This is a genomic window from Microbulbifer maximicatervae (SeqCode) (genome assembly GCF_052467325.1).
This window is the reverse complement of the sequence record NZ_CP174310.1, coordinates 4375353-4400456: the sequence shown is the minus strand read 5'-3', so window position 1 is coordinate 4400456 and position 25104 is coordinate 4375353. Positions and strand designations below refer to the sequence as shown.

The following is a 25104-nucleotide window of genomic DNA, read 5'->3' as shown; positions in this document are numbered from 1 at the left end:
ACTCGCTGGCAGCGCTGAATGATAGAAAGCCTAACTGCCATATACCGCCTCACGGGCGTCCTGAAGGCGTTTACGTAAGTATTCATGTCTACTCATACCATCGGGAAAGGACGTCATCTGCTGAACTTCCTCAACGATCGAGCGCTCAAGATCCTTATAGGTGGAAAAGCCCGGAACCTCGACATGAGGGTCGTAATCCCTGATCACCGTTTGCGCTTTATCCCGATAAATATTAAATAGCTCTTCAGCTCTTTGGGTGAACTCTGCCTGGTTAAGGCTATTTTTTTCCAGCCAGGCCAACTTCATTGAAAGCGCTTCATAGCCTGTAATACGCGATTCCCGCTCTATTTTTTCAATTGCATCCCAGGCCTCTTCACCAGAGAGATTGCCCAGGTCTGCAAAGTAGTCCTTGAGCGCCTGCTTAACATTCTCACGGTCCAGATAAGCCTGAACCCGAGGATGATTTAATAACTCTTCGACTTCCCCATGTTCCAGCTGGGACCAGGGTATGCTGTCAGAAATATTCTTTACTAACTCACTATCATCTTTTAGCGGCTCTATCATCTGGCGCACCTTGGCCACACTTGAGCGCACATCAATATCGTAGTGATCAACCCCTACAACGGCGAGCGTTACTGCTCCGGCAAGCAAAATCAGCTTTTTCATAATTAGTTACCGAGCAAATTAGAAATTATGTATTTGTCTGTCGGTAACTATCTAAGCAGAGAATTGGGAGAGCATGAAAGAAAATAACGCCCTCACCAATGAATAAAGTGCCAATATCTTACAGACTGATTAGCTAGCCAACCCAGTTAACAGCTTGCTCATCGTCTTTTTTTCCTACACAGGGCTCATCCTTGGTCTTCGGCGCCACATAGCCTACCTGTTGCTCCCGCGGAAGGTTTGCGGACTCCCAATTGGAAACCGCTTCTGCGCAGAGGCTGCGCTGCTCAGGGGATAGCGCAACACCATTGGGCCATTTTCCAAGTTCAATGGCCCGCTTTAAGCTGCCCACAATCTCGGGATTTAAACTCTTTAACAGTTGCTCAAAAGACATACAAAAATCTCCTTATGGCAAAAAAAAGGCCGGTCAAAGACCGGCCTTCCGTAGCGCTATGGCTAATAACGCTTAAGCTTCAGCAGCTTCGTCTTCTACTTGAGGACGGTCTACCAGCTCAACGTATGCCATCGGCGCCTTATCACCAGCGCGGAAACCACACTTCATGATACGGATGTAACCACCAGGACGGGCTTCGTAACGAGGACCCAGCTCGTCGAACAGCTTGCGCACAGCATCCTTATCACGGATACGAGCGAAAGCCAGACGGCGGTTAGCAACACTGTCTTTCTTAGCCAGAGTGATCAGCGGCTCGGCAACGCGGCGCAGTTCTTTGGCTTTGGCCAGTGTGGTTTTGATCAGTTCGTGCTCCACCAGAGAGGCGCTCATGTTCTTGAACATGGCCTTGCGGTGAGCGCTCGTGCGGCTGAATTTACGGCCACTATAGCGATGACGCATGACTCAATTCCTTACGACCTAAGTTGCTGTCACAGCAGGTCGTTCTGGAGCGGTGTCGCGCTAAGCTGTAGCACCGCTCGGGTTCTTTCTACTAATCACGACACCGTCGCGACTACCAAATGCTTACAGGGGGCTTAACTTGCTGTCGCCTTTCAGGCTGGCCGGCGGCCAGTTTTCCAGGCGCATACCCAGGGACAAACCACGGGAAGCCAGTACGTCCTTGATTTCAGTCAGAGACTTCTTACCAAGATTCGGCGTCTTCAGCAGTTCTACTTCAGTGCGCTGAATCAGATCACCGATGTAGTAAATGTTCTCTGCCTTCAGACAGTTCGCCGAACGTACAGTCAACTCCAGGTCGTCTACCGGGCGCAGTAGTACCGGATCAACTTCAGGCTCTTCAGCCTTCGGCTGTGCATCCTTCTCGCCTTCCAGGTCCACAAATACTGCGAGCTGTTGCTGCAGAATAGTGGCGGCGCGACGAATAGCCTCTTCCGGGTCCAGGGTACCGTTGGTCTCCAGATCCAGAACCAGCTTATCCAGGTCAGTGCGCTGCTCTACACGCGCGCTTTCCACGCTGTAGGAAACACGACGCACTGGGCTGTATGAAGCATCCAGCTGCAGACGGCCAATTGCACGGCTTTCCTCTTCCTCGCCACGACGAGCATCGGCGGGCTGGTAGCCACGGCCGCGCGCTACAGTGAGACGCAGGTTGAGCTCGACATCACCAGTAATGTTGGCGATCACGTGCTCAGGATTAACGATCTCGATGTCGTGATCTACCTGGATGTCTCCGGCAGTCACCGCACCTGGGCCCTTTTTGCTCAGGCTCAATACCGCCTGATCCTTACCGTGCATAACAACGGCGATTTCTTTCAGGTTGAGCAGGATTTCAATTACATCTTCCTGCACACCTTCGATCGCGCTGTACTCGTGCTCGACACCTTCGATTTCCACCTCGGTGACGGCGCAGCCCGGCATGGAGGACAGCAGGATGCGACGCAGCGCATTGCCAAGAGTGTGGCCAAAGCCACGCTCCAGGGGCTCCAAAATCACTTTGGCGTGATTCGGATTGTACTCGGTGACGTCAATACGACGCGGTGTCAAAAACTCGTTGACAGCAGTCTGCATAGCCATACCTGTTTACAGTTGCATTCCTTAAAGTGGACTTATTGTTACTTGGAGTACAGTTCCACGATAAGGTTTTCGTTGATCTCTGCCGGCAGATCGACACGATCCGGAGTGCGCTTGAAAGTGCCTTCCAGTTTGCTCGCGTTTACGTCTACCCACTCGACATCGCCACGCTGGGCAGCGAGGGAAACGGAATTCTGGATACGCAGCTGCTTCTTGGCTTTCTCACGTACAGCGATAACGTCGCCTTCTTTAACCTGGAAAGAAGGGATGTTAACGGTAGTGCCGTTTACAAGAATCGCTTTGTGGGAAACCAGCTGACGCGCTTCAGAGCGAGTTGAGCCGAAGCCCATGCGGTAAACCACGTTGTCCAGACGCTGCTCGAGAAGTTGCAGCAGGTTTTCACCTGTAGCGCCCTTCAGACGTGCTGCTTCCTTATAGTAGTTACGGAACTGCTTTTCCAGTACGCCGTAGATACGACGAACTTTTTGCTTTTCACGCAGCTGAATACCGTAGTCGGACAGACGACCGCGACCAGCGCCGTGCTGACCGGGTTTGGATTCTGCGCGACACTTGGAGTCGTGCGGACGAACACCACTCTTCAGCTGCAGGTCAGTCCCTTCACGACGGGACAGTTTACATTTTGGTCCAATATAACGTGCCATTTTGTCAGCCCCCTCTTACACGCGACGCTTTTTAGGTGGACGACATCCGTTATGCGGGATAGGCGTCACGTCGGTGATGTTGGTGATCTTGTAGCCGCAGTTGTTCAGTGCACGAACGGCAGATTCGCGACCGGGGCCAGGGCCCTTAACTTCTACGTCGAGGTTTTTCAGGCCGTATTCCTGAGCTGCAGTACCTGCGCGCTCAGCGGCAACCTGGGCTGCAAACGGGGTGCTCTTACGCGAGCCACGGAAGCCAGATCCACCTGCGGTGGCCCAGCTGAGGGTATTACCCTGGCGATCAGTGATCGTCACGATCGTGTTGTTGAACGATGCGTGGATGTGGGCAATACCGTCGACAACGGTCTTTTTGACCTTTTTGCGAACAGTAGTTTTTGGCTTAGCCATACCAGTATCCTAAATCCTGTATCAAATCCCCTCGGCGATTAGCCGGACGGGGCATCTTGAACCGCGATTTCGCGCCTTTTAGTTAAGGCTTACTTGCGAATCGGCTTGCGCGGACCCTTACGGGTGCGAGCATTGGTCTTGGTGCGCTGACCACGCAGCGGCAAGCTGCGACGGTGACGCAGACCGCGATAACAACCCAGGTCCATCAAACGCTTGATGTTCATGGATATTTCACGGCGCAGGTCGCCTTCCACGGTCAGTTTTGCAACTTCACCACGGATGGTTTCGATCTGCTCTTCAGACAGTTCGCGGATTTTGGTGGATTCAGCGATACCAACCGCTGCCAAAATAGACTTAGCCGTAGTGCGACCAACCCCATAAATGTGGGTCAGGGAGATTACGGCGTGCTTGTGGTCTGGTACATTGACACCAGCAATACGTGCCATAGAGGCGTACTCCACGTATTGGAGTCACTGCTTTATATTAAGTATGTGACTCTACTTTGATTTCGGCGCTGACAGCGACTAAAAAACCGGCGGCGCCACCAAAAAGGCGCGCAAGAATAGCTTTTCAGACACTAATTTGCAATAGCCAACGTCCGCATCGGTCCCCCGAAGCGGATGAAGACGACAGTCAACGCCCCCAGTTGGAAGTTTGCTGTTGCTAACTTCCCACCCCAAAAAACTTCCCGGGGTGTTGCCATTCGATACGGGGCTGTATCGAGTAGCGAATTTTTCCAGCTTTTACAGAGGCGCCCTGAGGGCGCTCTCCGCAAGGGGCTGGCCCCTTCTTAGCCTTGACGCTGCTTGTGACGTGGCTCAGCGCTGCAGATTACCCGCAGAACACCCTTGCGACGCACGATTTTGCAGTTACGGCAGATCTTTTTTACAGAAGCGCGTACTTTCATGACCTTACCTCAATTCAATCAAACTGCGAGCAGGCGACGCCCTAGCGACGACCGTAGCTTTGCAGGTTAGATTTTTTCATCAAACCCTCGTACTGGTGCGACAGCAGATGCGATTGTACCTGTGCCATAAAGTCCATCACTACGACTACAACGATCAGCAGTGAGGTACCCCCCAGATAGAAGGGAACGTTAAACCCAACCACCAGGAACTGCGGCAGCAGGGATACCAGTGCGATGTATACAGCACCCACCAGAGTGAGGCGAGTCAGCACGCTATCGATATAGCGGGCCGTCTGCTCTCCAGGGCGAATACCTGGCACATAAGCACCGGACTTTTTCAGGTTATCCGCAACTTCATTCGGGTTGAACATCAACGCCGTGTAGAAGAAACAGAAGAAACCAATCAACAGTGCGAACAGAATAATGTTCAGCGGTTGCCCTGGCCCAAGCTGCAACGCCATCCACTGCAGGATCTCTGCACCGAGACCTTCCCCGCCCTGACCAAACCACTGTGCCAGTGTGGCCGGGAACAACAGGATACTGCTGGCAAAGATTACCGGAATTACACCGGCCATGTTTACCTTCAGCGGCAAGTGGCTCGCCTGTGCAGCTGGAGCTGCAGAGTAACGTCCCGCTTGACGCCTGGCGTGGTTGATCGTAATACGGCGCTGGCCGCGTTCCATAACAACCACAAAGAACACTACAGCAAGAGCGATGACGCCAATCATCAACAGCATGAGTATGTGCAGTTCACCCTGTCTCGCCTGTTCAAATGCCTGGCCGATGGCACCGGGTAAACCGGCGACGATACCGGCAAAAATCAGCATGGAAATGCCGTTGCCAACACCGCGCTCAGTGATCTGCTCACCGAGCCACATCATAAATACAGCACCAGTCACCAGTGACGTTACCGCCACAAAGTAAAAACCAAACGCGGGCTCAGATGAGTAAGCCAGGTTCTGCCCTGCCAGGCCGAAAGTCATACCGATCCCCTGAATCAGGGCCAGTATTACCGTCAGATAGCGGGTGTACTGGTTGATCTTACGTCTTCCGGCCTCCCCTTCCTTCTTCAACGCTTCCAGAGAGGGAGTCACCGCGCTCATCAACTGCATGATGATGGACGCGGAGATGTAGGGCATGATGCCCAGCGCCAGAATACTCATCCTTTCCAGGGCGCCGCCTGAAAACATGTTAAACAGGCCAAGGATGGTTCCCTGGTTCTGGTTAAACAGGTTTGACAGCTTTTCCGGATCAATGCCGGGCACCGGAATATGTGTCCCCAGTCGATAAACAAGAATCGCTAGAAACAGAAAACGAAGGCGAGCCCAAAGCTCGCCCAATCCCTTGCTGTTGCCCAGGGGATTTCCACCGGATCCTGGTCGTGCCATTGGCGCCTCGATTAGTCTTCTATTTTACCGCCAGCAGCTTCAATCGCTGCCTTTGCACCTTTGGTAACTCCCAGACCCTTAACGGTAACAGCTTTGGTCAGCTCACCTGAGAGGAACACTTTGGCGCGTTTAATATGGCTGCCGATAATATCGGCATTCTTAAGCGCTGCCAAATCGATTACGTCATTTTCTACCTTCGCCAGCTCAGCCAGACGTACTTCTGCGGTAAAGCGAGAAACACGAGCGGTGAAACCGTACTTAGGAAGACGCTTCTGCAAAGGCATCTGACCGCCTTCGAAGCCCGGACGAACACTGCCGCCGGAACGCGCTTTCTGACCTTTGTGGCCGCGGCCACCGGTCTTACCAATTCCGCTACCAATACCGCGACCAACGCGCTTGGCGCTGTGCTTGTGGCCTGGTGCTGGAGACAAGTCGTTCAAACGCATGTTATTCCCCCTCAACCTTAACCAGGTAGTTTACTTTGTTGATCATACCGCGCACGGAGGGAGTATCCTCCACTTCCACTGTGTGGCCGATGCGGCGCAGGCCCAGACCCGCAACGCACGCCTGATGACTTTTCAGGCGTCCGTTGATGCTTTTGGTCTGGGTCACTTTTATGGTCTTCTTAGCCATGGTCTTAACCCACCAATAACCTTAAATCCGAGCTGTAATTAGCCCAGAATCTCTTCGACAGATTTACCGCGCTTGGCAGCTACATCTTCCGGGCTCTGCATTTGCTCCAGAGCTTTGAAAGTTGCACGTACTACGTTCACCGGGTTGGTGGAGCCGTAACACTTAGCCAATACGTTGTGTACACCAGCCATTTCCAGAACGGAGCGCATAGCACCGCCGGCAATTACACCGGTACCCTGGGAAGCGGGCTGCATGTAAATCTTGGAACCGCCGTGGCGACCATTGGTAGCGTACTGGATGGTGTCACCATTCAGGTCTACCTGGATCATGTTGCGGCGTGCAGATTCCATCGCCTTTTGAATCGCTACAGGCACTTCACGTGCCTTGCCACGACCAAAGCCAACACGGCCATTGCCATCACCAACTACGGTCAGTGCGGTAAAGGCGAAGATACGACCACCTTTAACAGTCTTGGCAACGCGGTTGACCTGGACCAGCTTCTCCTGCAGGCCTTCGTCGTTGCTTTTGTCTTTCTCTCTAGCCATAACTCAACCCTTAGAATTTCAGACCGGCTTCGCGGGCAGCGTCAGCCAGAGCCTTAACACGGCCATGGTATCTGAAGCCGCTACGATCGAAGGCAACTTGTTCAACGCCAGCGGCTTTCGCGCGCTCAGCGATCAGTTTGCCAACTGCGGCAGCAGCGTCAGCGTTGCCAGTTTTACCAGAGCGCAGGTCCTTGTCCAGGGTAGAGGCGGAAGCCAATACCGCGCTGCCTTCGGCAGACAGGATCTGTGCGTAAATGTGGCGCGGGGTGCGGTTCACGGTGAGGCGAACGGCGCCCAGCTCACGGATCTTGGCGCGGGCACGACGTGCACGACGCAAGCGAGATGCTTTCTTAACGTTCATATCTATGCCCTACTTACTTCTTCTTGGCCTCTTTGCGATACACGCGCTCGTCGGCATAACGGACACCCTTACCTTTGTAGGGCTCCGGCGGACGGAACGAGCGGATCTCAGCGGCCACTTGGCCCAGCAGCTGTTTATTGCTGCTCTTCAGTACGATTTCAGTCTGGGATGGAGTTTCCGCAGTCACACCTTCCGGCAACTGATAATCGATCGGATGGGAGAAGCCCAGGGTCAGGTTAACCGCTTTACCGGCTGCTTTCGCACGATAACCAACACCCAGCAACTGCAGCTTCTTCTCGAAGCCCTTGCTTACGCCTATCACCATGTTATTGACCAAAGCACGGGTGGTACCCGCCAAGGCTCTGGCCTGCTTGGAGTTATTGCGCGCGGCAAAAGTCAGCTGGCTTTCAGCCTCGCTCACTTCTACATCACCGTGAATAACCATATCCAGGTTACCGCTACCGCCTTTAACAGCGATATTTTGACCTTTCAGGTCTACGGTTACACCTGCGGGGATAACTACCGGACTATTTGCTACTCGAGACATTGCAACCCCCGCTTAGAATACGGTGCAAAGCACTTCGCCACCGATACCAGCCTGACGTGCAGCGCGGTCAGTCATCACACCATTAGAGGTGGAAACGATCGCGACACCCAGGCCACCACGTACGGTAGGCAGAGCTTTTTTACCAGTGTAAGCGCGCAGGCCCGGACGGGAAACGCGATTGAGCTCGGCAATAACCGGCTTGCCCTGGAAGTATTTCAGAGCAATGGTCAGTTCCGGCTTAGCGCCTTCGCTTACGTTTAAATCAGTAACGTAACCTTCGTCTTTCAGGACTTTGGCCACTGCTACTTTCAGTTTGGATGATGGCAGGGTGACTTCCGCCTTTCCGCGCGCCAGGGCGTTGCGGATGCGAGTCAGCATATCTGCCAACGGATCTTGCATACTCATCTTATGAGACTCCTCAAATCTGCCTTAAACCAGCTGGTAATTACCAGCTGGACTTCACGAGGCCAGGAACATCACCACGCATCGCAGCTTCACGAAGCTTGTTACGGCACAGGCCGAACTTGCGGTATACAGCGTGGGGGCGACCAGTAATACGACAGCGGCGTTGCTGACGTACCGGGCTTGCATCGCGCGGCATTTTCTGCAGCTTGAGTTGAGCCTCCCACTGCTCCTCTTCGGAAGCAGTGGAACTGGCGATGATCGCCTTCAGCTCTTGACGCTTCTCGGCGTACTTAGCTGCGGTTCGAGCGCGCTTGTTTTCGCGCGCAATCATGGATTTCTTCGCCATGGAATCCTCTTAACCCTTGAAAGGGAAGTTGAACGCTTTCAGCAGCGCACGACCTTGATCGTCGTTTGCAGCTGTAGTGGTAATACAAATATCCAGACCGCGGAGCTTGTCTACTTTGTCGTAGTCAATTTCCGGGAAGATGATTTGCTCAGTCACGCCCATAGAGAAGTTACCGCGGCCGTCGAACTGCTTCGGGCTAATGCCACGGAAGTCGCGGATACGCGGAATCGCGATGTCAACCAAACGCTCCAGGAACTCATACATGCGCTCACCGCGCAGAGTTACCTTGCAGCCGATCGGCCAACCGTCACGAATCTTAAAGCCCGCAATAGACTTGCGCGCTTTAGTAACGATGGGCTTTTGACCAGTAATTGCTGTCATATCGTTGACAGCGTGCTCCAGCACCTTCTTATCACCAATCGCTTCACCAACACCCATGTTGATGGTGATCTTGGTGATGCGCGGCACTGCCATCACATTCTCGAGACCAAGCTCTTCTTTTAGCTTGGCCACGAGGTCCTTAGTGTAGAGCTCTTTAAGCTTTGCCATGATCTACCAACCTGCTTTTGCGTCAAGAGCCTTAGATGGCTTCGCCGCTGGATTTGAAGACGCGAATCTTAGTGCCGTCTTCCAGTACTTTAAAGCCCACCCGGTCAGCCTTCTGGGTGTTAGGGTTGAAGATGGCTACGTTGGAAGCTTGGATAGCAGCTTCTTTCTCAACGATGCCACCTGCAATACCCATCTGTGGGTTTGGCTTTTGGTGCTTTTTGATCATCTGTATGCCGGAGACAATCAGACGGCCGTCGTTCAGTACTTTACGTACTGAACCACGTTTGCCCTTGTCACGACCGGCGATAACGATCACTTCGTCGTCACGCTTGATCTTGCGCATAACTCTTCTCCGCTCGAGGCCTAGATAACTTCGGGAGCGAGGGAGATGATCTTCATGAACTTCTCACCGCGCAATTCGCGAGTTACCGGACCAAAAATACGGGTGCCAACCGGCGCCAGTTGCTGGTTCAGCAGCACCGCTGCGTTATCGTCAAATTTAATCAGGGAACCGTCCGCGCGACGCACACCTTTTTTGGTGCGAACCACAACGGCGTTCATTACCTGACCTTTCTTCACTTTACCGCGGGGGATGGCTTCCTTAACGGTTACCTTGATAATGTCGCCCACGCCGGCATAACGACGATGGGAGCCGCCCAGCACCTTGATGCACATGACGCGGCGAGCCCCACTGTTGTCAGCTACTTCTAAGTAGGATTCCGCTTGAATCATTGTCTCTCTCCGAAACCTTTCAATTCGGCAGTCAATGCGCTAGGGGTTATACCTTCGCCGCACGCTCTACAATTTTCTGCAAAGCCCAAGATTTGCTCTTGGACAGAGGACGAGATTCCTCAATGGTTACAACATCACCGATGCTGCAATCATTGTTCTCATCATGTGCCTTGAGCTTTGTGGACTTGTTTACAATTTTGCCGTAGATCGGGTGCTTAACACGGCGCTCGATCAAAACGGTGATGGTTTTATCCATCTTGTCACTCACAACCTTGCCGGTCAGAGTACGCTTCAGTTTTGCTTCAGCCATGATTAATTACCTGCCTTCTCGGTCAACACAGTCTTTATGCGAGCAATGTCGCGACGAGTCTGCTTCAGCAGATGAGTCTGAGCCAGTTGACCGGTGGATTTTTGCATACGAAGCTTAAATTGAGCTTCGAGCTGGTTCAGCAGTTCCTGGTTCAGCTCTTCAACTGACTTTTCGCGTAGATCTGCAGTCTTCATTACATCACCGAACGCTTAACGAAAGTTGTTTTTACAGGCAGCTTGGCCGCAGCTAGTGCGAAAGCCTCACGAGCCAGCTCCTCGGACACACCCTCCATCTCATAGAGGACCTTGCCCGGCTGGATCTGAGCTACCCAGTATTCAACGCCACCTTTACCTTTACCCATTCGAACTTCGAGGGGCTTATTGGTAATTGGCTTGTCTGGAAACACACGAATCCAGATTTTACCGCCACGTTTAATGTGACGAGTCATTGCGCGACGAGCCGCTTCGATCTGGCGCGCAGTAATGCGACCACGACCGGTAGCCTTAAGGCCAAACTCGCCAAAGCTCACTTTAGAGCCGCGCTGAGCAAGACCGCGGTTGCGACCCTTCTGTACCTTGCGGAATTTTGTACGCTTTGGTTGCAGCATTTGCGTACCCCTTATTTAGCAGCTTTTTTGCGGCTCTTTACCGGCTTCTCATCGGGCACTTCGTCACCGATTACCTCGCCTTTAAAGATCCACACCTTGATACCGATGATGCCGTAAGTAGTCTTCGCTTCAACATTGGCGTAGTCGATGTTGGCGCGCAGGGTGTGCAGGGGCACACGGCCTTCGCGATACCATTCGGTACGCGCGATTTCTGCACCGCCAAGACGGCCACTTACTTGAATCTTGATACCTTCGGCACCCTGACGCATAGCGTTCTGTACGGCACGCTTCATAGCGCGACGGAACATAACACGGCGTTCCAGCTGCTGGGCAACGTTCTGGCCAACCAGAGCCGCGTCCATATCAGGCTTGCGCACTTCTTCGATGTCGATGTGCACAGGTACGCCCATCTGCGCGCTTACTTCTTTGCGCAGACGTTCTACGTCTTCACCTTTTTTACCGATCACGATGCCCGGACGTGCAGTGTGAATCTTCACACGTGCAGTGTTTGCCGGACGTTCGATCTCGATACGGCTCACAGAAGCGTGGGCCAGTTTTTTGCGAATGTATTCGCGAACTTTCAGATCCGTGTACAGCTTGTCTGCGTACTCGTCGCTGCCGGCATACCAAACAGAGGTATGCTTTTTAACGATACCCAGACGAATGCCGGTAGGATGTACTTTTTGTCCCATGGTTTTCTCGCCTGCTCTCTTATTTCTCGGCCACTTTCACAGTGATGTGACAAGTACGCTTAAGAATGCGATCAGCACGACCTTTAGCACGCGGCTTAATGCGCTTCATGGTCATACCTTCGTCCACAAAAATTGTGGAAACCTTCAGCTCGTCAACGTCAGCACCTTCGTTGTGCTCAGCGTTGGCAATGGCCGACTCCAGTACTTTCTTAATGATCGCCGCACCCTTTTTAGTACTGAAAGCCAGTATATCCAGGGCCTCTTCAACGCCTTTGCCGCGAACCTGATCAGCTACCAGTCGCGCCTTTTGCGCCGATAGACGTGCGCCGCGTAATTTTGCTGCTACTTCCATCTTTATAACCTCGGCTTAGCGCTTCTTCGCTTTCTTGTCCGCAGCATGACCGCGGTAAGTGCGGGTAGCAGCGAACTCGCCCAGTTTATGGCCAACCATTTCTTCGTTAACCAAAACGGGCACGTGTTGACGACCGTTGTGCACGGCAATCGTCAGTCCAACCATTTCCGGCATAATCATGGAACGGCGGGACCAGGTTTTAATCGGCCGACGATCGTTTGCTGCAATCGCTGCCTCCACCTTCTTGATCAAATGCAGATCAATAAAGGGACCTTTCTTTAATGAGCGTGGCACTGTCGATTCCTCTCTAGCTGCTCAGACATCGCGCGGCTTACTTGCCGCGACGACGTACTATCATCTTATCGGTGCGCTTGTTCTTGCGCGTTTTCTTACCCTTGGTCGGAACGCCCCACGGAGTAACCGGATGACGACCACCAGAGGTACGGCCTTCACCACCACCGTGCGGGTGATCTACCGGGTTCATCGCCACACCGCGAACGGTAGGACGAACACCACGCCAGCGTGCAGCACCAGCTTTACCCAGCTTGCGCAGGCTGTGCTCGGAGTTGCTCACTTCACCCAGGGTTGCGCGGCACTCAGCGAGAACCTTGCGCATTTCGCCGGAACGCAGACGAATGGTCGCATACTGACCTTCACGAGCTACCAGCTGCACAGAGGCACCAGCAGAACGGGCCAGCTGAGCGCCTTTGCCTGGCTTCAGCTCGATCGCGTGGATTACAGAACCTACCGGAACGTTGCGCAGAGGCAGAGTGTTACCCACAACAATCGGTGCGGCATCGCCGGACTGAATGGTGGCACCTGCTTTCAGGCCTTTCGGTGCGATAATGTAACGACGCTCACCGTCGGCGTAACACACCAGAGCGATGTGTGCGCTGCGGTTGGGATCGTACTCCAGACGCTCAACTTTAGCCGGAATACCGTCTTTGTTGCGCTTGAAGTCGATTACACGGTAGTGCTGCTTGTGGCCACCACCGATGTGACGGGTAGTGATACGACCATTGTTGTTACGGCCACCACTTTTGCTCTTGCTCTCCAACAGAGGAGCGTAAGGAGCACCCTTGTGCAGGTCGGTGTTAACAACCTTAACCAGGTGACGACGGCCGGCGGAGGTCGGTTTTGTTTTTACAATTGCCATTGTAACGGTCCCCTTTACTCAGCAGCTTCAAAATTGATGTCGCTGCCCTCAGCCAGGCGAACGTAGGCTTTTTTCCAATCGCTGCGCTGGCCCATGCCATTGCGAGTGCGCTTGGTTTTGCCCTTTACGTTCACGGTGCGAACCTGCTCAACGGAAACGTTAAACAGCTTCTCAACCGCAGCCTTGATCTCAGCTTTTTCGGCGTCGGTGGTAACCTTGAAAACTACCTGGTTGGCACTATCGGCCAGTCCAGCAGCTTTTTCGGAAATTACCGGGCCCAGCAGTACTTTGTAGAGTCGCTCTTGGTTCATCCCAGCACCTCTTCAATTTTCTTGAGCGCAGAAACGGTAACCACGACCTTATCAAAGCGAATCAGGCTTACTGGATCGATCGCCTGTACATCGCGGACGTCGATCTTGTGCAAGTTGCGTGCGGCCAGGTAGAGGTTTTCGCTAACCTCTTCAGTCACGATCAGCGCATCGGACAGGTCAAACTGAGCCAGTTTGCTTACCAGCTGCTTGGTCTTGGGTGCGTCCACATCAAAGGACTCAACCACTACCAGGCGCTCCTGACGAGCCAGCTCAGACAGAATGCAACGCAGTGCAGCGCGGTACATTTTTTTGTTCAGCTTAACGCTGTGATCGCGTGGATCAGCAGCGAAAGTTACGCCACCGGAACGCCACAGCGGGCTGCGGATAGTACCGGCACGTGCGCGGCCAGTACCTTTTTGGCGCCATGGCTTCTTACCACCACCAGAAACATCGGAACGATTTTTCTGCGCCTTGGTACCCTGGCGAGCGCCGGCCATGTAGGCCACAACTGCCTGGTGTACCAGATCTTGGTTGAACTCACGTCCGAAAGTCACTTCAGAGACAGCTACTGTGCCTTTAGCGCCTTCGGGAGTAGCGATATTCAGTTCCATATCTATTTCCCCTCAGACTTAGGCTTTAACTGCCGGACGAACGATAACGTTGCCACCGGGTGCACCGGGTACAGCGCCTTTAACCAACAGCAGGTTGCGTTCGGCATCGACACGAACCACTTCCAGGTTTTGCACGGTTACGCGCTCAGCACCCATATGTCCGGCCATCTTCTTGCCTTTCCATACGCGGCCAGGAGTCTGACATTGACCGATAGAACCGGGTGCGCGGTGAGACAGGGAGTTACCGTGGGTTGCGTCCTGGGTGCGGAAATTCCAACGCTTAACGCCGCCCTGGAAGCCTTTACCTTTGGAAGTGCCGGTTACGTCGATCATCTGGCCAGCTTCGAAGCTGGAAACAGTAATTTCAGAACCGATTTCGAAAGTCTCTTCGGAACCGTCAGTGCGCAGTTCGAAAAGATTTGTGCCAGCCTCTACATTGGCTTTGGCGAAGTGGCCCGCTGCGGGCTTGGAGACACGGGAAGCTTTGCGGCTGCCTACTGCTACTTGAACAGCGCTGTAACCGTCAGTTTCCTGAGTTTTCACTTGGGTGACGCGATTCGGAGCAACCTCAACAACGGTTACCGGAATGGATACGCCATCTTCAGTGAAGATGCGAGTCATGCCGCTCTTGCGGCCGACAATACCTATAGTCATCTTTTTTAACCTCTCAGTGCACGGGGCTTTAACCCACTGCGGCCGCCCAATTTCAGAGCGTTACACTACCCGGACCGTTTTCGCCCGGGATTCGGTAGTTAGTAAAAGTGTTAGCCGAGACTAATTTGGACCTCAACACCGGCCGCCAGATCGAGCTTCATCAGCGCGTCGACGGTTTTCTCGGTAGGCTCAACGATGTCCAGCAAACGCTTGTGAGTACGGATCTCATACTGATCGCGAGCGTCTTTATTAACGTGCGGGGAAATCAGTACGGTGTACTTCTCTTTGCGAGTCGGCAGCGGGATAGGACCGCGAACTTGTGCGCCAGTGCGCTTAGCCGTCTCTACGATCTCCTGAGTGGACGCATCGATCAGCTTGTGATCGAAGGCCTTCAGGCGAATACGGATACGTTGACCCTGCATGGAATCAAACTCCAATTATTAACTAAAGAACGTCCTCTTACGCAGCCCCGAGGGCGGGCGAAAAGGAGCGCGAATTCTACGGGGAGCGCAGCAGGCTGTCAACTGTACAGGCTGATCAAATTTCAATCTGCTGAAACTACAATTGAGTACCCCAAGCGGAACGAGGTATCCACAATGACTATCGCCGCAACACTGAGTCAATATTTAAATGACCAATCGGTCGATTACCATCTGATTCAGCATCCACACACCCGCACCAGCCGGGAAAGCGCCCGCGCAGCCCACGTGCGTGAGGATCAGGTGGCAAAAGCGATTTTGCTTCAGGATATAGAGGGTTACGTAATGGCTGTGATCCCAGCCAGCAGCAGCCTCGACATGCGCTCTCTTCACAATGAGACCGGGCGAAACTCACTGCAAATGGTCTCGGAAACCGAGCTCGGCGCCATATTCCCAGACTGTGAACTGGGCGCCCTGCCCGCCCTAGGCCAGGCTTACGGAATTACCACCTTGCTAGACACCAGTCTTGGACACCGTGAAACCATTTACTTTGAGGCCGGTGACCACGAAGAGCTGGTCGAGATGAGCGGCCCTCAATTCACCAAGCTGTTTGCGGGCAGCAGAAGCTGTGATTTAAGCCGGGATTGGCCATAAGCTCGCTAGATTAAAAGCAAATATTAGCGGCCGCAGATATGCCGGAAAGGATTCAATATTGAGCCCCTAACAGAGAGGGGTGATGCTCGCAGCACCAAACAACACCAGCTGGTGCAAGCAGGCAATTCTCATCGGGCATAAAAAAAGCCGCAGCGCGTCCGCTGCGGCTTTTTATATAGATCAGGAGTAACTATTACTCGATGATCTTGGCAACAACGCCCGCACCTACGGTACGGCCACCTTCGCGGATAGCGAAGCGCAGGCCGTCTTCCATGGCGATCGGAGCGATCAGGGTAACAACCATTTGAATGTTGTCGCCCGGCATTACCATTTCAGTACCTTCCGGCAGCTCTACCGCACCAGTTACGTCGGTAGTACGGAAGTAGAACTGAGGACGGTAGCCTTTGAAGAACGGGGTGTGACGACCACCTTCGTCCTTGGACAGTACATACACTTCCGCTTCGAACTTGGTGTGCGGAGTGATGGAGCCCGGCTTAGCCAGTACCTGACCACGCTCTACTTCGTCACGCTTAGTGCCGCGCAGCAGTGCGCCGATGTTCTCACCAGCACGACCTTCGTCGAGCAGCTTGCGGAACATTTCAACACCAGTACAGGTAGTAGTGGTGGTTTCTTTGATACCAACGATTTCGATCTCGTCGCCAGTGTTGATCACACCGCGCTCTACACGACCAGTTACAACAGTACCACGGCCAGAGATAGAGAATACGTCTTCGATCGGCATCAGGAACGGCTGATCTACAGCGCGCTCTGGCTCAGGGATGTACTCGTCCAGAGTCTCTACCAGCTTCTTAACAGCGGTAGTACCCATTTCGTTGTCGTCTTCGCCGTTCAGGGCCATCAGAGCAGAACCAACGATGATCGGAGTGTCGTCACCTGGGAACTCGTACTGATCCAGAAGTTCGCGAACTTCCATTTCTACCAGCTCGAGCAGCTCTTCGTCGTCTACCATGTCCGCCTTGTTCAGGAATACAACGATGTAAGGTACACCTACCTGACGGGAAAGCAGGATGTGCTCACGAGTCTGCGGCATGGGGCCGTCAGCTGCGGAACATACCAGGATAGCGCCGTCCATCTGAGCAGCACCGGTGATCATGTTCTTAACGTAGTCGGCGTGTCCCGGGCAATCTACGTGAGCGTAGTGGCGAGTCGGGGACTCGTACTCAACGTGAGAAGTAGCGATGGTGATACCGCGCTCACGCTCTTCCGGTGCATTGTCGATACCGTCGAAAGCAACAGCGTCACCGCCCCAAACTTCCGCACATACGCGGGTCAGAGCAGCGGTCAGGGTGGTTTTACCGTGGTCAACGTGACCGATGGTGCCCACGTTCACGTGGGGCTTGGAACGTTCAAACTTTTCTTTTGCCATCTTTAGATGTCCTCTAGCTAAAAGTTTGCCAAAGGGACCCCAGCTGTTGGCCCGGCCCCCTTTAAGCAGAAGTTAATTAGGCCTTAGTCTTGGCGATGATCTCATCGGCAACATTTTTCGGCGCTTCGGCGTACTTCAGGAATTCCATGGTGTAGGTAGCACGGCCCTGAGTAGCAGAACGCAGGTCGGTTGCGTAACCGAACATTTCTGCCAGAGGTACTTCCGCATTGACAACCTTACCGGAGGGGTTGTCTTCCATACCCTGGATGAGGCCACGGCGACGGTTGAGGTCACCAACCACATCACCCATGTTCTCTTCCGGAGTTACCACTTCCACCTTCATCATCGGCTCGAGCAGTACCGCACCGCCCTGACTGGACAGCTTCTTGGTCGCCATAGAACCGGCGATCTTAAACGCCATTTCATTGGAGTCCACATCGTGGAAGGAACCGTCGTACAGAGTCGCCTTCAGGCCCAGCAGCGGGTAGCCAGCCAGAACACCGTTCTTCATCTGCTCTTCGATACCTTTCTGTACCGCAGGAATGTATTCCTTCGGTACTGCACCGCCCACGATTTCGTTAACGAATTCCAGACCTTCCTGAGACTCGTCTTCGGCGGGCTCAAACTTCACCCATACGTGACCGTACTGACCGCGACCACCGGACTGACGAACGAACTTGCCTTCGATCTCAGAGGTGTTGCGGATAGTTTCACGGTAGGCAACCTGAGGCTTACCGATGTTCGCTTCAACGTTGAACTCACGCTTCATGCGGTCAACGATGATATCCAGGTGCAATTCACCCATACCAGAGATAATGGTCTGACCGGTTTCCTCGTCAGTCTTCACGCGGAAGGACGGATCTTCCTGGGCCAGCTTGCCGAGGGCAATACCCATTTTTTCCTGGTCCGGCTTGGACTTGGGCTCAACCGCAACAGAAATTACCGGCTCGGGGAACTCCATACGCTCCAGAACAATCTTGTTGTCTTCGGCACACAGGGTGTCACCAGTGGTTACGTCTTTCAGACCAATCGCAGCAGCGATGTCACCAGCCAGTACTTCTTTAATTTCCTGACGATCGTTGGAGTGCATCTGCACCATACGACCGACACGCTCTTTCTTCATTTTTACGGAGTTGTATACCGCAGTACCGCTCTCCAGCTTACCGGAGTAAACACGGAAGAAAGTCAGGGTACCAACGAAGGGATCGGTAGCAATTTTGAACGCCAGTGCAGCGAACGGCGCGTTGTCGTCAGCTTCGCGGCTCTCAACAGTTTCGCCATCTTCCAGAGTACCTTCGATCGCCTTAACTTCAGTCGGCGCCGGCAGGTATTCGATAACTGCGTCCAGTACAGCCTGTACACCCTTGTTCTTGAACGCAGAACCGCCCAGAACCGGTACAATTTCGTTGGCCAGGGTACGCTGACGGATAGCTGCCTTGATTTCCTCTTCGGACAGCTCACCTTCTTCCAGGTATTTTTCCATCAACTCTTCGCTGGCTTCAGCGGCCGCTTCTACCAGGTACTCGCGCATTTCGTCGCACTCGTCCTGCAGCTCAGCGGGGATGTCAGCGTAGTCGAAAGTCATGCCCTGGTCGGCTTCATTCCACAGAATGGCCTTCATCTTCACCAGGTCAACAACACCCTTGAACTCGTCCTCAGAGCCGATGGTCATCTGCAGAGGTACAGCATTCGCGTTCAAGCGGTCTTTCAGCTGGCTCACAACGTTGCGGTAGTTCGCACCGGCGCGGTCCATTTTGTTTACGAATACCATGCGCGGTACTTCGTATTTGTTCGCCTGGCGCCATACGGTTTCAGTCTGAGGCTGAACACCAGAGGAGCCACACAGTACAACAACAGCACCGTCGAGTACGCGCAGGGAGCGCTCAACTTCAATAGTGAAGTCAACGTGTCCTGGGGTATCGATGATGTTTACGCGGTGCTGGTCGAACTGCTGCTGCATGCCAGACCAGAAACAGGTAGTTGCAGCAGAAGTAATGGTGATACCACGCTCCTGCTCCTGCTCCATCCAGTCCATGGTGGCAGCACCTTCGTGTACTTCACCAATTTTGTGGGATAGACCAGTGTAGAAAAGTACGCGCTCGGTAGTAGTGGTTTTACCGGCGTCTACGTGGGCACAGATACCGATGTTACGGTAACGTGCGATGGGCGTTTTACGTGCCACAGTTGTATCCTCGATATAACGGCAAAAGGCAGCCTGGAATTTTCCGTGCTGCCTTTCGGTATTAATTTCCGATGTTGGTATTCATCAGACTTAGAAGCGGTAGTGAGAGAATGCCTTGTTGGCTTCTGCCATGCGGTGTACATCTTCACGCTTCTTGACCGCGCCACCCTTGTTTTGGGCTGCATCGATCATTTCGTTGGCCAGACGCTGAGCCATAGATTTCTCACCGCGCTTACGGGAGAACTCCACCAACCAACGCATTGCCAGAGCCGTACGACGCGAGGGGCGCACTTCTACAGGCACCTGATACGTCGCACCACCAACACGGCGGGACTTTACTTCCACCATAGGCGCGATATTTTCCAAAGACTCCTCGAATACTTCGATCGGATCTTTGTTCAATTTTTCAGAAATAGTTTCAAGTGCACCGTATACGATACGCTCTGCAACTGACTTCTTGCCGCTGATCATGACGTGGTTCATGAACTTGGCCAGGGTGACGTTCCCGAACTTGGGGTCCGGTAGCACTTCGCGCTTGGCGACTACTCGTCTTCTCGGCATGGGTATTGCCTCTCTTCAGGGTTATTCTGAGACGCCGCCGTAAAACATTACAATCCGGCGAGCTCAGCCTTACTCCGGTTGGAAACCGAAACGCAAATCGTTAAAGGTGATTAACCTTTAGGACGCTTGGCGCCGTACTTAGAACGGCCCTGCTTGCGATCGTTTACGCCGGCACAGTCAAGTGCACCGCGTACAGTGTGGTAGCGCACACCCGGCAGGTCTTTTACACGACCGCCGCGAATCAGTACCACGCTGTGCTCTTGCAGGTTGTGGCCTTCACCACCGATGTACGAAGTTACTTCGTAACCGCTGGTCAGACGCACACGGCAAACCTTACGCAGTGCAGAGTTCGGCTTCTTCGGTGTAGTGGTGTACACACGAGTGCAAACTCCGCGACGCTGCGGGCTAGCCTGCAGAGCAGGAACGTCGCTTTTTTCAACTTTGCGTTTTCTCGGCTTACGAACCAACTGGTTGATCGTTGCCATTAAAAATCACTCCAAAAATAAAATGCCCCCACCTCCAACAGTGAGGGCCTATCGTCTGTGTGTATCGTCCGATCCCGGGATCAAACGGAACACCCCACATAAGCGGGGGCCGCATTCTATAAGCGACAACCCGCCTAGTCAATCGGCGACGGAAGTAAGTGCTTACATCACAGACAGTCGCCAATATCAGATCGGACACCTAAGTGCCCCAACCTACCCCACTCCACCAACAGATAGAGTGGGATACGCCTTATTCGCCTGAGGACTTCAGTGCCTCAGTCAGAGCCGCTTCAACCTCAGCTGCGGAAGGTCCTTCACCGAAGGCCTCTTCCAGCTGCAGGCTGCGCTTGCGCTTGCGCTCGCTGTGGTAAGCCAGACCGGTACCAGCCGGGATCAGGCGACCCACAACCACGTTCTCTTTCAAGCCACGCAGGTTGTCTTCCTTACCAGTTACCGCCGCTTCGGTCAGAACGCGAGTGGTTTCCTGGAACGAAGCCGCTGACAGGAAGGACTCAGTTGCCAGGGACGCTTTGGTAATACCCAGCAGCAGGCGCTCGAACTGAGCGGGCTGTTTGTTCTCGGCACGCAGCTGTTCGTTCTCTTCGATCACGCGCTGGTATTCAACCTGGTCGCCCTTAATCAAGCTGGAATCACCCATCTCGGTGACTTCAACTTTACGCAGCATCTGACGCACGATGGTTTCGATGTGCTTATCGTTAATGCCTACACCCTGGAGGCGGTAAACCTCCTGGATCTCGTTGGTGATGTAGCGAGCCAGCTCTTCAACACCTTTCAGGCGCAGAATATCGTGCGGGTTGGACGGGCCATCGGAGATAACCTCACCCTTCTCTACGGTTTCACCTTCGAACACGGTCAGCTGGCGGTGCTTTGGAATCAGAACTTCGTAGTGGTCCTTACCATTGGCCAGCGGCTTGCCGTCGCGCGGAGTAATCTGCAAGCGAACCTTGCCTTTGGTCTCTTTACCAAAGGAAACGGTACCGGAGATTTCCGCCAGAATGGACGGCTCTTTCGGCTTACGCGCTTCAAACAGGTCGGCAACTCGGGGCAGACCACCGGTGATATCCTTGGTACCGCCGGATTCTTGCGGAATACGTGCGATTACGTCACCCACGTTCACCTGCTTACCTTCAGCCAGGCTGAGGATTGCGCGCGGCGGCAAGGCGTAGTGCGCAGGCGCATTACTGTTCGCCAGAGTCAGCTCTTCACCATTCTCATCCAGCAGGGTTACCGCTGGGCGCAGGTCTTTACCCGCAGCCGGGCGCTCGGCTGGATCGATAATCTCGATAGAGGACAGGCCGGTGATATCGTCGGTCTGCTTCCGGATGGAAAGCCCTTCTTCCATACCGGACAGTTTCACCCAACCGGCAACCTCGGTGATGATCGGGTGGGTGTGCGGGTCCCACTTGGCCACGATCTGGCCACCGTCTACCTCGGCACCTTCGTAGACGCTGATCACAGCACCGTAAGGCAGCTTGTAGCGCTCGCGTTCGCGACCGGCGCTGTCGGCAATCGCCAGCTCACCGGAACGGGACACGGCCACCAGAGTGCCGACTTCGGTTTTAACCGTCTTAACATTGTGCAGACGTACGGTACCGCCCTGCTTCACCTGGATGCTGTCCGCAGCGGAGGCACGGCTTGCAGCACCACCGATGTGGAAGGTACGCATGGTCAGCTGGGTGCCCGGCTCACCGATGGACTGTGCGGCAACAACGCCCACAGACTCACCCGGGTTGGCGCGGTGGCCACGGGCCAGGTCACGGCCGTAACACTGGGCACAGATACCGTGTGCAGTCTCACAGGTGATCGGGGAGCGAACCAGAACCTCATCGATGCCCATGGCTTCGATGCGCTCTACCCACTTCTCGTCGATCATAGTGCCGGCAGAAACGGCGATTTCATCACTGCCTGGCTTCAGTACATCGCGGGCCACAACACGGCCGAGAATACGGTCACCGAGAGACTCGATAACGTCACCGCCCTCGATTACCGGCGCCATGGTCAGACCGTCGTCGGTGCCACAATCCAGCTCGGTAATTACCACGTCCTGGGCCACGTCAACCAGACGACGGGTCAGGTAACCGGAGTTAGCGGTTTTCAGTGCGGTATCCGCCAGACCTTTACGAGCACCGTGGGTCGAGATGAAGTACTGCTGTACAGTCAGACCTTCACGGAAGTTTGCCGTAATGGCGTTCTCGATAATGGAGCCATCCGGACGGGCCATCAGACCACGCATACCAGCGAGCTGACGGATCTGAGCTTCAGAACCACGAGCACCGGAGTCTGCGTACATATATACAGAGTTGAAGGAGTCCTGCTTGGTCTCGTTGCCCTCGCGATCGATCACCTTCTCTTTCTTGATACCGGCCATCATCGCCTGGGTTACCTTGTCGTTGGTGCGGGACCAAACATCGATAACCTTGTTGTACTTCTCACCCTGGGTTACCAGGCCGGAAGCAAACTGGCTTTCAATCTCTTTCACTTCCGCTTCAGCGGCATCGATCAGTTCAGCTTTCTCAGCCGGAATCTCAAAGTCGTTCACACCAATGGAGGAACCGGACTTGGTAGAGAAATCGAAACCGGTGTACATCAGCTGGTCGGCAAAAATAACCGTCGCCTTCAGGCCTACCTTACGGTAGCACTCGTTCAGGGCGCGGGAGATTGCCTTTTTCTTCATCGGCTGGTTGACGTGCGCAAACGGCAGGCCTTCCGGCACGATGTTCCACAGCAGCGCGCGGCCTACAGTGGTGTCCTGAATGGAGATAGTCTCGTGCTTCTCACCGTCTTCGCCGACGATATTTTCGCGGATACGTACTTTGATCTTCGCTTGCAGACCAACCTGCTTGGCGTAGAAAGCGCGGCTCACTTCTTTGATATCGGAGAAGAACATGCCTTCGCCTTTATCGTTAACGCGCTCACGGGTCATCCAATACAGACCCAGTACCACGTCCTGGGACGGTACGATAATCGGCTCACCGTTGGCAGGCGACAGGATGTTGTTGGTGGACATCATCAGCGCGCGGGATTCCAGCTGCGCTTCGATCGTCAACGGTACGTGTACCGCCATCTGGTCACCGTCGAAGTCGGCGTTATAGGCCGCACAAACCAGCGGGTGCAGCTGGATTGCCTTACCTTCAATCAGTACCGGTTCAAACGCCTGGATACCCAGACGGTGAAGGGTCGGTGCACGGTTAAGCAGTACCGGGTGCTCGCGGATCACTTCGTCGAGGATATCCCAAACGACAGCTTCCTCGCGCTCAACCATCTTCTTGGCAGCTTTGATCGTAGTGGCCAGGCCACGGGATTCCAGCTTGCCAAAGATAAACGGCTTAAACAGTTCCAGTGCCATCTTCTTGGGCAGACCACACTGGTGCAGACGCAGGGTCGGACCTACCACGATCACGGAACGACCGGAGTAGTCAACACGCTTACCCAGCAGGTTCTGACGGAAACGACCCTGCTTACCTTTAATCATGTCAGCCAGGGACTTCAGCGGGCGCTTGTTGGAGCCGGTGATGGCGCGACCGCGACGGCCGTTATCCAGCAGTGCGTCAACAGATTCCTGCAGCATGCGCTTTTCGTTGCGCACGATAATGTCTGGCGCGTTCAGCTCAAGCAGACGCTTCAGACGGTTGTTACGGTTGATCACACGACGGTAGAGGTCGTTCAGATCCGAGGTCGCGAAACGACCGCCATCCAGCGGTACCAGCGGGCGCAGATCCGGCGGCAGAACCGGCAGAGCCTTCATCACCATCCACTCCGGGTTATTACCGGACTTGTAGAAGGCTTCCAGCAGCTTCAGGCGCTTGGACAGTTTCTTGATCTTGGTTTCGGAGTTGGTCGCAGGGATCTCTTCACGCAGGCGCTGGATTTCCGCTGGCAGCTCGATGTCCGCCATCAGCTCCTGGATCGCCTCTGCACCCATCTTCGCTTCAAACTCGTCGGCGAACTCTTCCATCGCCTCAAAGTACTGCTCGTCATTCAGCAGCTGGCCGCGCTCCAGGGTGGTCATACCCGGCTCGGTAACCACGTAAGATTCGAAGTACAGCACGCGCTCGATATCGCGCAGGGTCATGTCCAGCAGCAGGCCGATACGGGACGGCAGGGACTTCAGGAACCAGATGTGTGCAACCGGGCTGGCCAGCTCGATGTGACCCATGCGCTCACGGCGAACCTTGGCCTTGGTCACTTCAACGCCACACTTCTCACAGATAATGCCGCGGTGCTTCATGCGCTTGTACTTACCGCACAGGCACTCGTAGTCTTTTACCGGGCCAAAGATCTTGGCACAGAACAAGCCTTCACGCTCAGGCTTGAAGGTACGGTAGTTGATGGTCTCCGGCTTTTTCACTTCGCCGTAGGACCAGGAGCGAATCATGTCCGGTGATGCCAGACCGATACGAATCGCATCAAACTCTTCCAGCTGCTCCTGGGACTTCACCAGATTTAATAAATCTTTCAAGGCCTTTCCTCCACTAGGGGGTAGTCAACCCGGCACTCGCACTAGCCGCCGGGCTAGCCAGCTGCCCCACTGCTTCGAGGGGCGCTGGCACTTGTCTCATTTCACCTGCCAACAGG

General features: G+C 54.1%; 36 protein-coding genes. 1 reads left to right on the top strand and 35 read right to left on the bottom strand.

Translation table 11 applies throughout. The annotated features are described in order from the left end of the window. Window positions 1–30: 30 nt before the first annotated feature. From ACJJIE_RS19710 to rpsJ, 30 genes are all read right to left on the bottom strand, one after another. Complete coding sequence (locus tag ACJJIE_RS19710) at window positions 31–666, bottom strand: hypothetical protein (RefSeq protein ID WP_444892718.1); 636 nt, start codon at window positions 664–666, stop codon at window positions 31–33. Window positions 667–799: 133 nt separating this feature from the next. After that, window positions 800–1057 (bottom strand): YeaC family protein, encoded by a 258-nt coding sequence (locus ACJJIE_RS19705; RefSeq protein WP_413664284.1) that lies wholly within the window; start codon window positions 1055–1057, stop codon window positions 800–802. A gap of 72 nt (window positions 1058–1129) precedes the next feature. After that, window positions 1130–1516, bottom strand: a complete 387-nt coding sequence (gene rplQ, locus ACJJIE_RS19700) for a 50S ribosomal protein L17 (RefSeq protein ID WP_108731671.1) — start codon at window positions 1514–1516, stop codon at window positions 1130–1132. Window positions 1517–1639: 123 nt separating this feature from the next. Next, window positions 1640–2644 carry a DNA-directed RNA polymerase subunit alpha gene (locus ACJJIE_RS19695; RefSeq protein WP_282934387.1) on the bottom strand — a complete coding sequence of 335 codons (1005 nt, stop codon included), beginning with the start codon at window positions 2642–2644 and terminating at the stop codon, window positions 1640–1642. Between the two features lie 44 nt (window positions 2645–2688). Further along, entirely contained in the window at window positions 2689–3309 is a 621-nt protein-coding gene (rpsD, locus tag ACJJIE_RS19690; protein ID WP_108731669.1) for a 30S ribosomal protein S4, read from the bottom strand. A 15-nt stretch (window positions 3310–3324) separates the two neighbouring features. After that, window positions 3325–3714 carry a 30S ribosomal protein S11 gene (gene rpsK / locus ACJJIE_RS19685; protein ID WP_020411406.1) on the bottom strand — a complete coding sequence of 130 codons (390 nt, stop codon included), beginning with the start codon at window positions 3712–3714 and terminating at the stop codon, window positions 3325–3327. Window positions 3715–3803: 89 nt separating this feature from the next. Continuing rightward, a complete protein-coding gene (gene rpsM, locus ACJJIE_RS19680; RefSeq protein ID WP_282934388.1) occupies window positions 3804–4160 on the bottom strand; it encodes a 30S ribosomal protein S13 in 357 nt (118 codons plus the stop codon). 344 nt (window positions 4161–4504) lie between these two features. Continuing rightward, on the bottom strand, window positions 4505–4621 hold the full coding sequence (rpmJ, locus tag ACJJIE_RS19675) for a 50S ribosomal protein L36 (protein ID WP_010133825.1): 117 nt from the start codon (window positions 4619–4621) through the stop codon (window positions 4505–4507). A 41-nt stretch (window positions 4622–4662) separates the two neighbouring features. Further along, on the bottom strand, window positions 4663–6009 hold the full coding sequence (gene secY, locus ACJJIE_RS19670) for a preprotein translocase subunit SecY (RefSeq protein WP_282934389.1): 1347 nt from the start codon (window positions 6007–6009) through the stop codon (window positions 4663–4665). An 11-nt stretch (window positions 6010–6020) separates the two neighbouring features. Further along, window positions 6021–6455, bottom strand: a complete 435-nt coding sequence (rplO, locus tag ACJJIE_RS19665; protein ID WP_282934390.1) for a 50S ribosomal protein L15 — start codon at window positions 6453–6455, stop codon at window positions 6021–6023. Between the two features lies 1 nt (window position 6456). Beyond that, on the bottom strand, window positions 6457–6642 hold the full coding sequence (rpmD, locus tag ACJJIE_RS19660; RefSeq protein ID WP_020411402.1) for a 50S ribosomal protein L30: 186 nt from the start codon (window positions 6640–6642) through the stop codon (window positions 6457–6459). Window positions 6643–6680: 38 nt separating this feature from the next. Next, window positions 6681–7187, bottom strand: coding sequence for a 30S ribosomal protein S5 (gene rpsE, locus ACJJIE_RS19655; RefSeq protein WP_282934391.1), 507 nt, complete (start codon window positions 7185–7187; stop codon window positions 6681–6683). A gap of 10 nt (window positions 7188–7197) precedes the next feature. Beyond that, window positions 7198–7548, bottom strand: a complete 351-nt coding sequence (gene rplR, locus ACJJIE_RS19650; RefSeq protein WP_282934392.1) for a 50S ribosomal protein L18 — start codon at window positions 7546–7548, stop codon at window positions 7198–7200. 13 nt (window positions 7549–7561) lie between these two features. Then, window positions 7562–8095, bottom strand: coding sequence for a 50S ribosomal protein L6 (rplF, locus tag ACJJIE_RS19645; protein ID WP_282934393.1), 534 nt, complete (start codon window positions 8093–8095; stop codon window positions 7562–7564). A 12-nt stretch (window positions 8096–8107) separates the two neighbouring features. Further along, window positions 8108–8500: a 30S ribosomal protein S8 gene (gene rpsH / locus ACJJIE_RS19640; RefSeq protein ID WP_282934394.1), complete on the bottom strand. Its 393-nt coding sequence runs from the start codon at window positions 8498–8500 to the stop codon at window positions 8108–8110. Between the two features lie 40 nt (window positions 8501–8540). Continuing rightward, window positions 8541–8846: a 30S ribosomal protein S14 gene (gene rpsN / locus ACJJIE_RS19635; protein ID WP_020411397.1), complete on the bottom strand. Its 306-nt coding sequence runs from the start codon at window positions 8844–8846 to the stop codon at window positions 8541–8543. A gap of 9 nt (window positions 8847–8855) precedes the next feature. After that, complete coding sequence (gene rplE / locus ACJJIE_RS19630; RefSeq protein WP_020411396.1) at window positions 8856–9395, bottom strand: 50S ribosomal protein L5; 540 nt, start codon at window positions 9393–9395, stop codon at window positions 8856–8858. 31 nt (window positions 9396–9426) lie between these two features. Next, window positions 9427–9738 carry a 50S ribosomal protein L24 gene (gene rplX / locus ACJJIE_RS19625; protein WP_108731661.1) on the bottom strand — a complete coding sequence of 104 codons (312 nt, stop codon included), beginning with the start codon at window positions 9736–9738 and terminating at the stop codon, window positions 9427–9429. A gap of 20 nt (window positions 9739–9758) precedes the next feature. Then, complete coding sequence (gene rplN / locus ACJJIE_RS19620; RefSeq protein ID WP_067151032.1) at window positions 9759–10127, bottom strand: 50S ribosomal protein L14; 369 nt, start codon at window positions 10125–10127, stop codon at window positions 9759–9761. Between the two features lie 46 nt (window positions 10128–10173). Continuing rightward, window positions 10174–10437 carry a 30S ribosomal protein S17 gene (gene rpsQ / locus ACJJIE_RS19615; protein ID WP_108731660.1) on the bottom strand — a complete coding sequence of 88 codons (264 nt, stop codon included), beginning with the start codon at window positions 10435–10437 and terminating at the stop codon, window positions 10174–10176. Between the two features lie 2 nt (window positions 10438–10439). Continuing rightward, window positions 10440–10631, bottom strand: a complete 192-nt coding sequence (gene rpmC, locus ACJJIE_RS19610) for a 50S ribosomal protein L29 (protein ID WP_020411392.1) — start codon at window positions 10629–10631, stop codon at window positions 10440–10442. Next, window positions 10631–11044, bottom strand: a complete 414-nt coding sequence (gene rplP / locus ACJJIE_RS19605; protein WP_282934395.1) for a 50S ribosomal protein L16 — start codon at window positions 11042–11044, stop codon at window positions 10631–10633. Before rplP ends, rpmC begins: the two co-directional genes overlap by 1 nt. Before the next feature lie 11 nt (window positions 11045–11055). Then, on the bottom strand, window positions 11056–11736 hold the full coding sequence (gene rpsC / locus ACJJIE_RS19600) for a 30S ribosomal protein S3 (RefSeq protein ID WP_282934396.1): 681 nt from the start codon (window positions 11734–11736) through the stop codon (window positions 11056–11058). A 19-nt stretch (window positions 11737–11755) separates the two neighbouring features. Further along, the gene (gene rplV, locus ACJJIE_RS19595) at window positions 11756–12088 is read right to left on the bottom strand and encodes a 50S ribosomal protein L22 (protein WP_282934397.1); all 333 of its coding nucleotides are present in this window, start codon (window positions 12086–12088) and stop codon (window positions 11756–11758) included. 15 nt (window positions 12089–12103) lie between these two features. After that, a complete protein-coding gene (gene rpsS / locus ACJJIE_RS19590; RefSeq protein ID WP_069946924.1) occupies window positions 12104–12382 on the bottom strand; it encodes a 30S ribosomal protein S19 in 279 nt (92 codons plus the stop codon). Window positions 12383–12419: 37 nt separating this feature from the next. Further along, a complete protein-coding gene (gene rplB, locus ACJJIE_RS19585) occupies window positions 12420–13244 on the bottom strand; it encodes a 50S ribosomal protein L2 (protein ID WP_108731657.1) in 825 nt (274 codons plus the stop codon). Between the two features lie 14 nt (window positions 13245–13258). After that, complete coding sequence (rplW, locus tag ACJJIE_RS19580) at window positions 13259–13555, bottom strand: 50S ribosomal protein L23 (protein WP_282934398.1); 297 nt, start codon at window positions 13553–13555, stop codon at window positions 13259–13261. Next, on the bottom strand, window positions 13552–14166 hold the full coding sequence (gene rplD / locus ACJJIE_RS19575; protein WP_020411385.1) for a 50S ribosomal protein L4: 615 nt from the start codon (window positions 14164–14166) through the stop codon (window positions 13552–13554). Before rplD ends, rplW begins: the two co-directional genes overlap by 4 nt. 18 nt (window positions 14167–14184) lie before the next feature. Further along, the gene (gene rplC / locus ACJJIE_RS19570; protein WP_108731654.1) at window positions 14185–14820 is read right to left on the bottom strand and encodes a 50S ribosomal protein L3; all 636 of its coding nucleotides are present in this window, start codon (window positions 14818–14820) and stop codon (window positions 14185–14187) included. Between the two features lie 110 nt (window positions 14821–14930). Beyond that, window positions 14931–15242, bottom strand: a complete 312-nt coding sequence (gene rpsJ, locus ACJJIE_RS19565; protein WP_010133849.1) for a 30S ribosomal protein S10 — start codon at window positions 15240–15242, stop codon at window positions 14931–14933. Window positions 15243–15416: 174 nt separating this feature from the next. Between rpsJ and ACJJIE_RS19560 the strand changes: the two genes are divergently transcribed. After that, window positions 15417–15893, top strand: a complete 477-nt coding sequence (locus ACJJIE_RS19560; RefSeq protein WP_282934399.1) for an aminoacyl-tRNA deacylase — start codon at window positions 15417–15419, stop codon at window positions 15891–15893. Between the two features lie 193 nt (window positions 15894–16086). On the opposite strand, the gene tuf is transcribed toward ACJJIE_RS19560, so the two are convergent. The 5 genes from tuf to rpoC form a co-directional block, all read right to left on the bottom strand. Continuing rightward, complete coding sequence (tuf, locus tag ACJJIE_RS19555) at window positions 16087–17280, bottom strand: elongation factor Tu (protein WP_108731642.1); 1194 nt, start codon at window positions 17278–17280, stop codon at window positions 16087–16089. 76 nt (window positions 17281–17356) lie between these two features. After that, window positions 17357–19462, bottom strand: coding sequence for an elongation factor G (gene fusA / locus ACJJIE_RS19550; RefSeq protein ID WP_444892717.1), 2106 nt, complete (start codon window positions 19460–19462; stop codon window positions 17357–17359). Between the two features lie 90 nt (window positions 19463–19552). Further along, window positions 19553–20023 carry a 30S ribosomal protein S7 gene (gene rpsG, locus ACJJIE_RS19545; protein WP_152451131.1) on the bottom strand — a complete coding sequence of 157 codons (471 nt, stop codon included), beginning with the start codon at window positions 20021–20023 and terminating at the stop codon, window positions 19553–19555. 110 nt (window positions 20024–20133) lie between these two features. Further along, a complete protein-coding gene (gene rpsL, locus ACJJIE_RS19540) occupies window positions 20134–20508 on the bottom strand; it encodes a 30S ribosomal protein S12 (RefSeq protein WP_108731651.1) in 375 nt (124 codons plus the stop codon). A 250-nt stretch (window positions 20509–20758) separates the two neighbouring features. Further along, window positions 20759–24988 (bottom strand): DNA-directed RNA polymerase subunit beta', encoded by a 4230-nt coding sequence (rpoC, locus tag ACJJIE_RS19535; protein WP_282934401.1) that lies wholly within the window; start codon window positions 24986–24988, stop codon window positions 20759–20761. Between the last annotated feature and the right edge of the window lie 116 nt (window positions 24989–25104).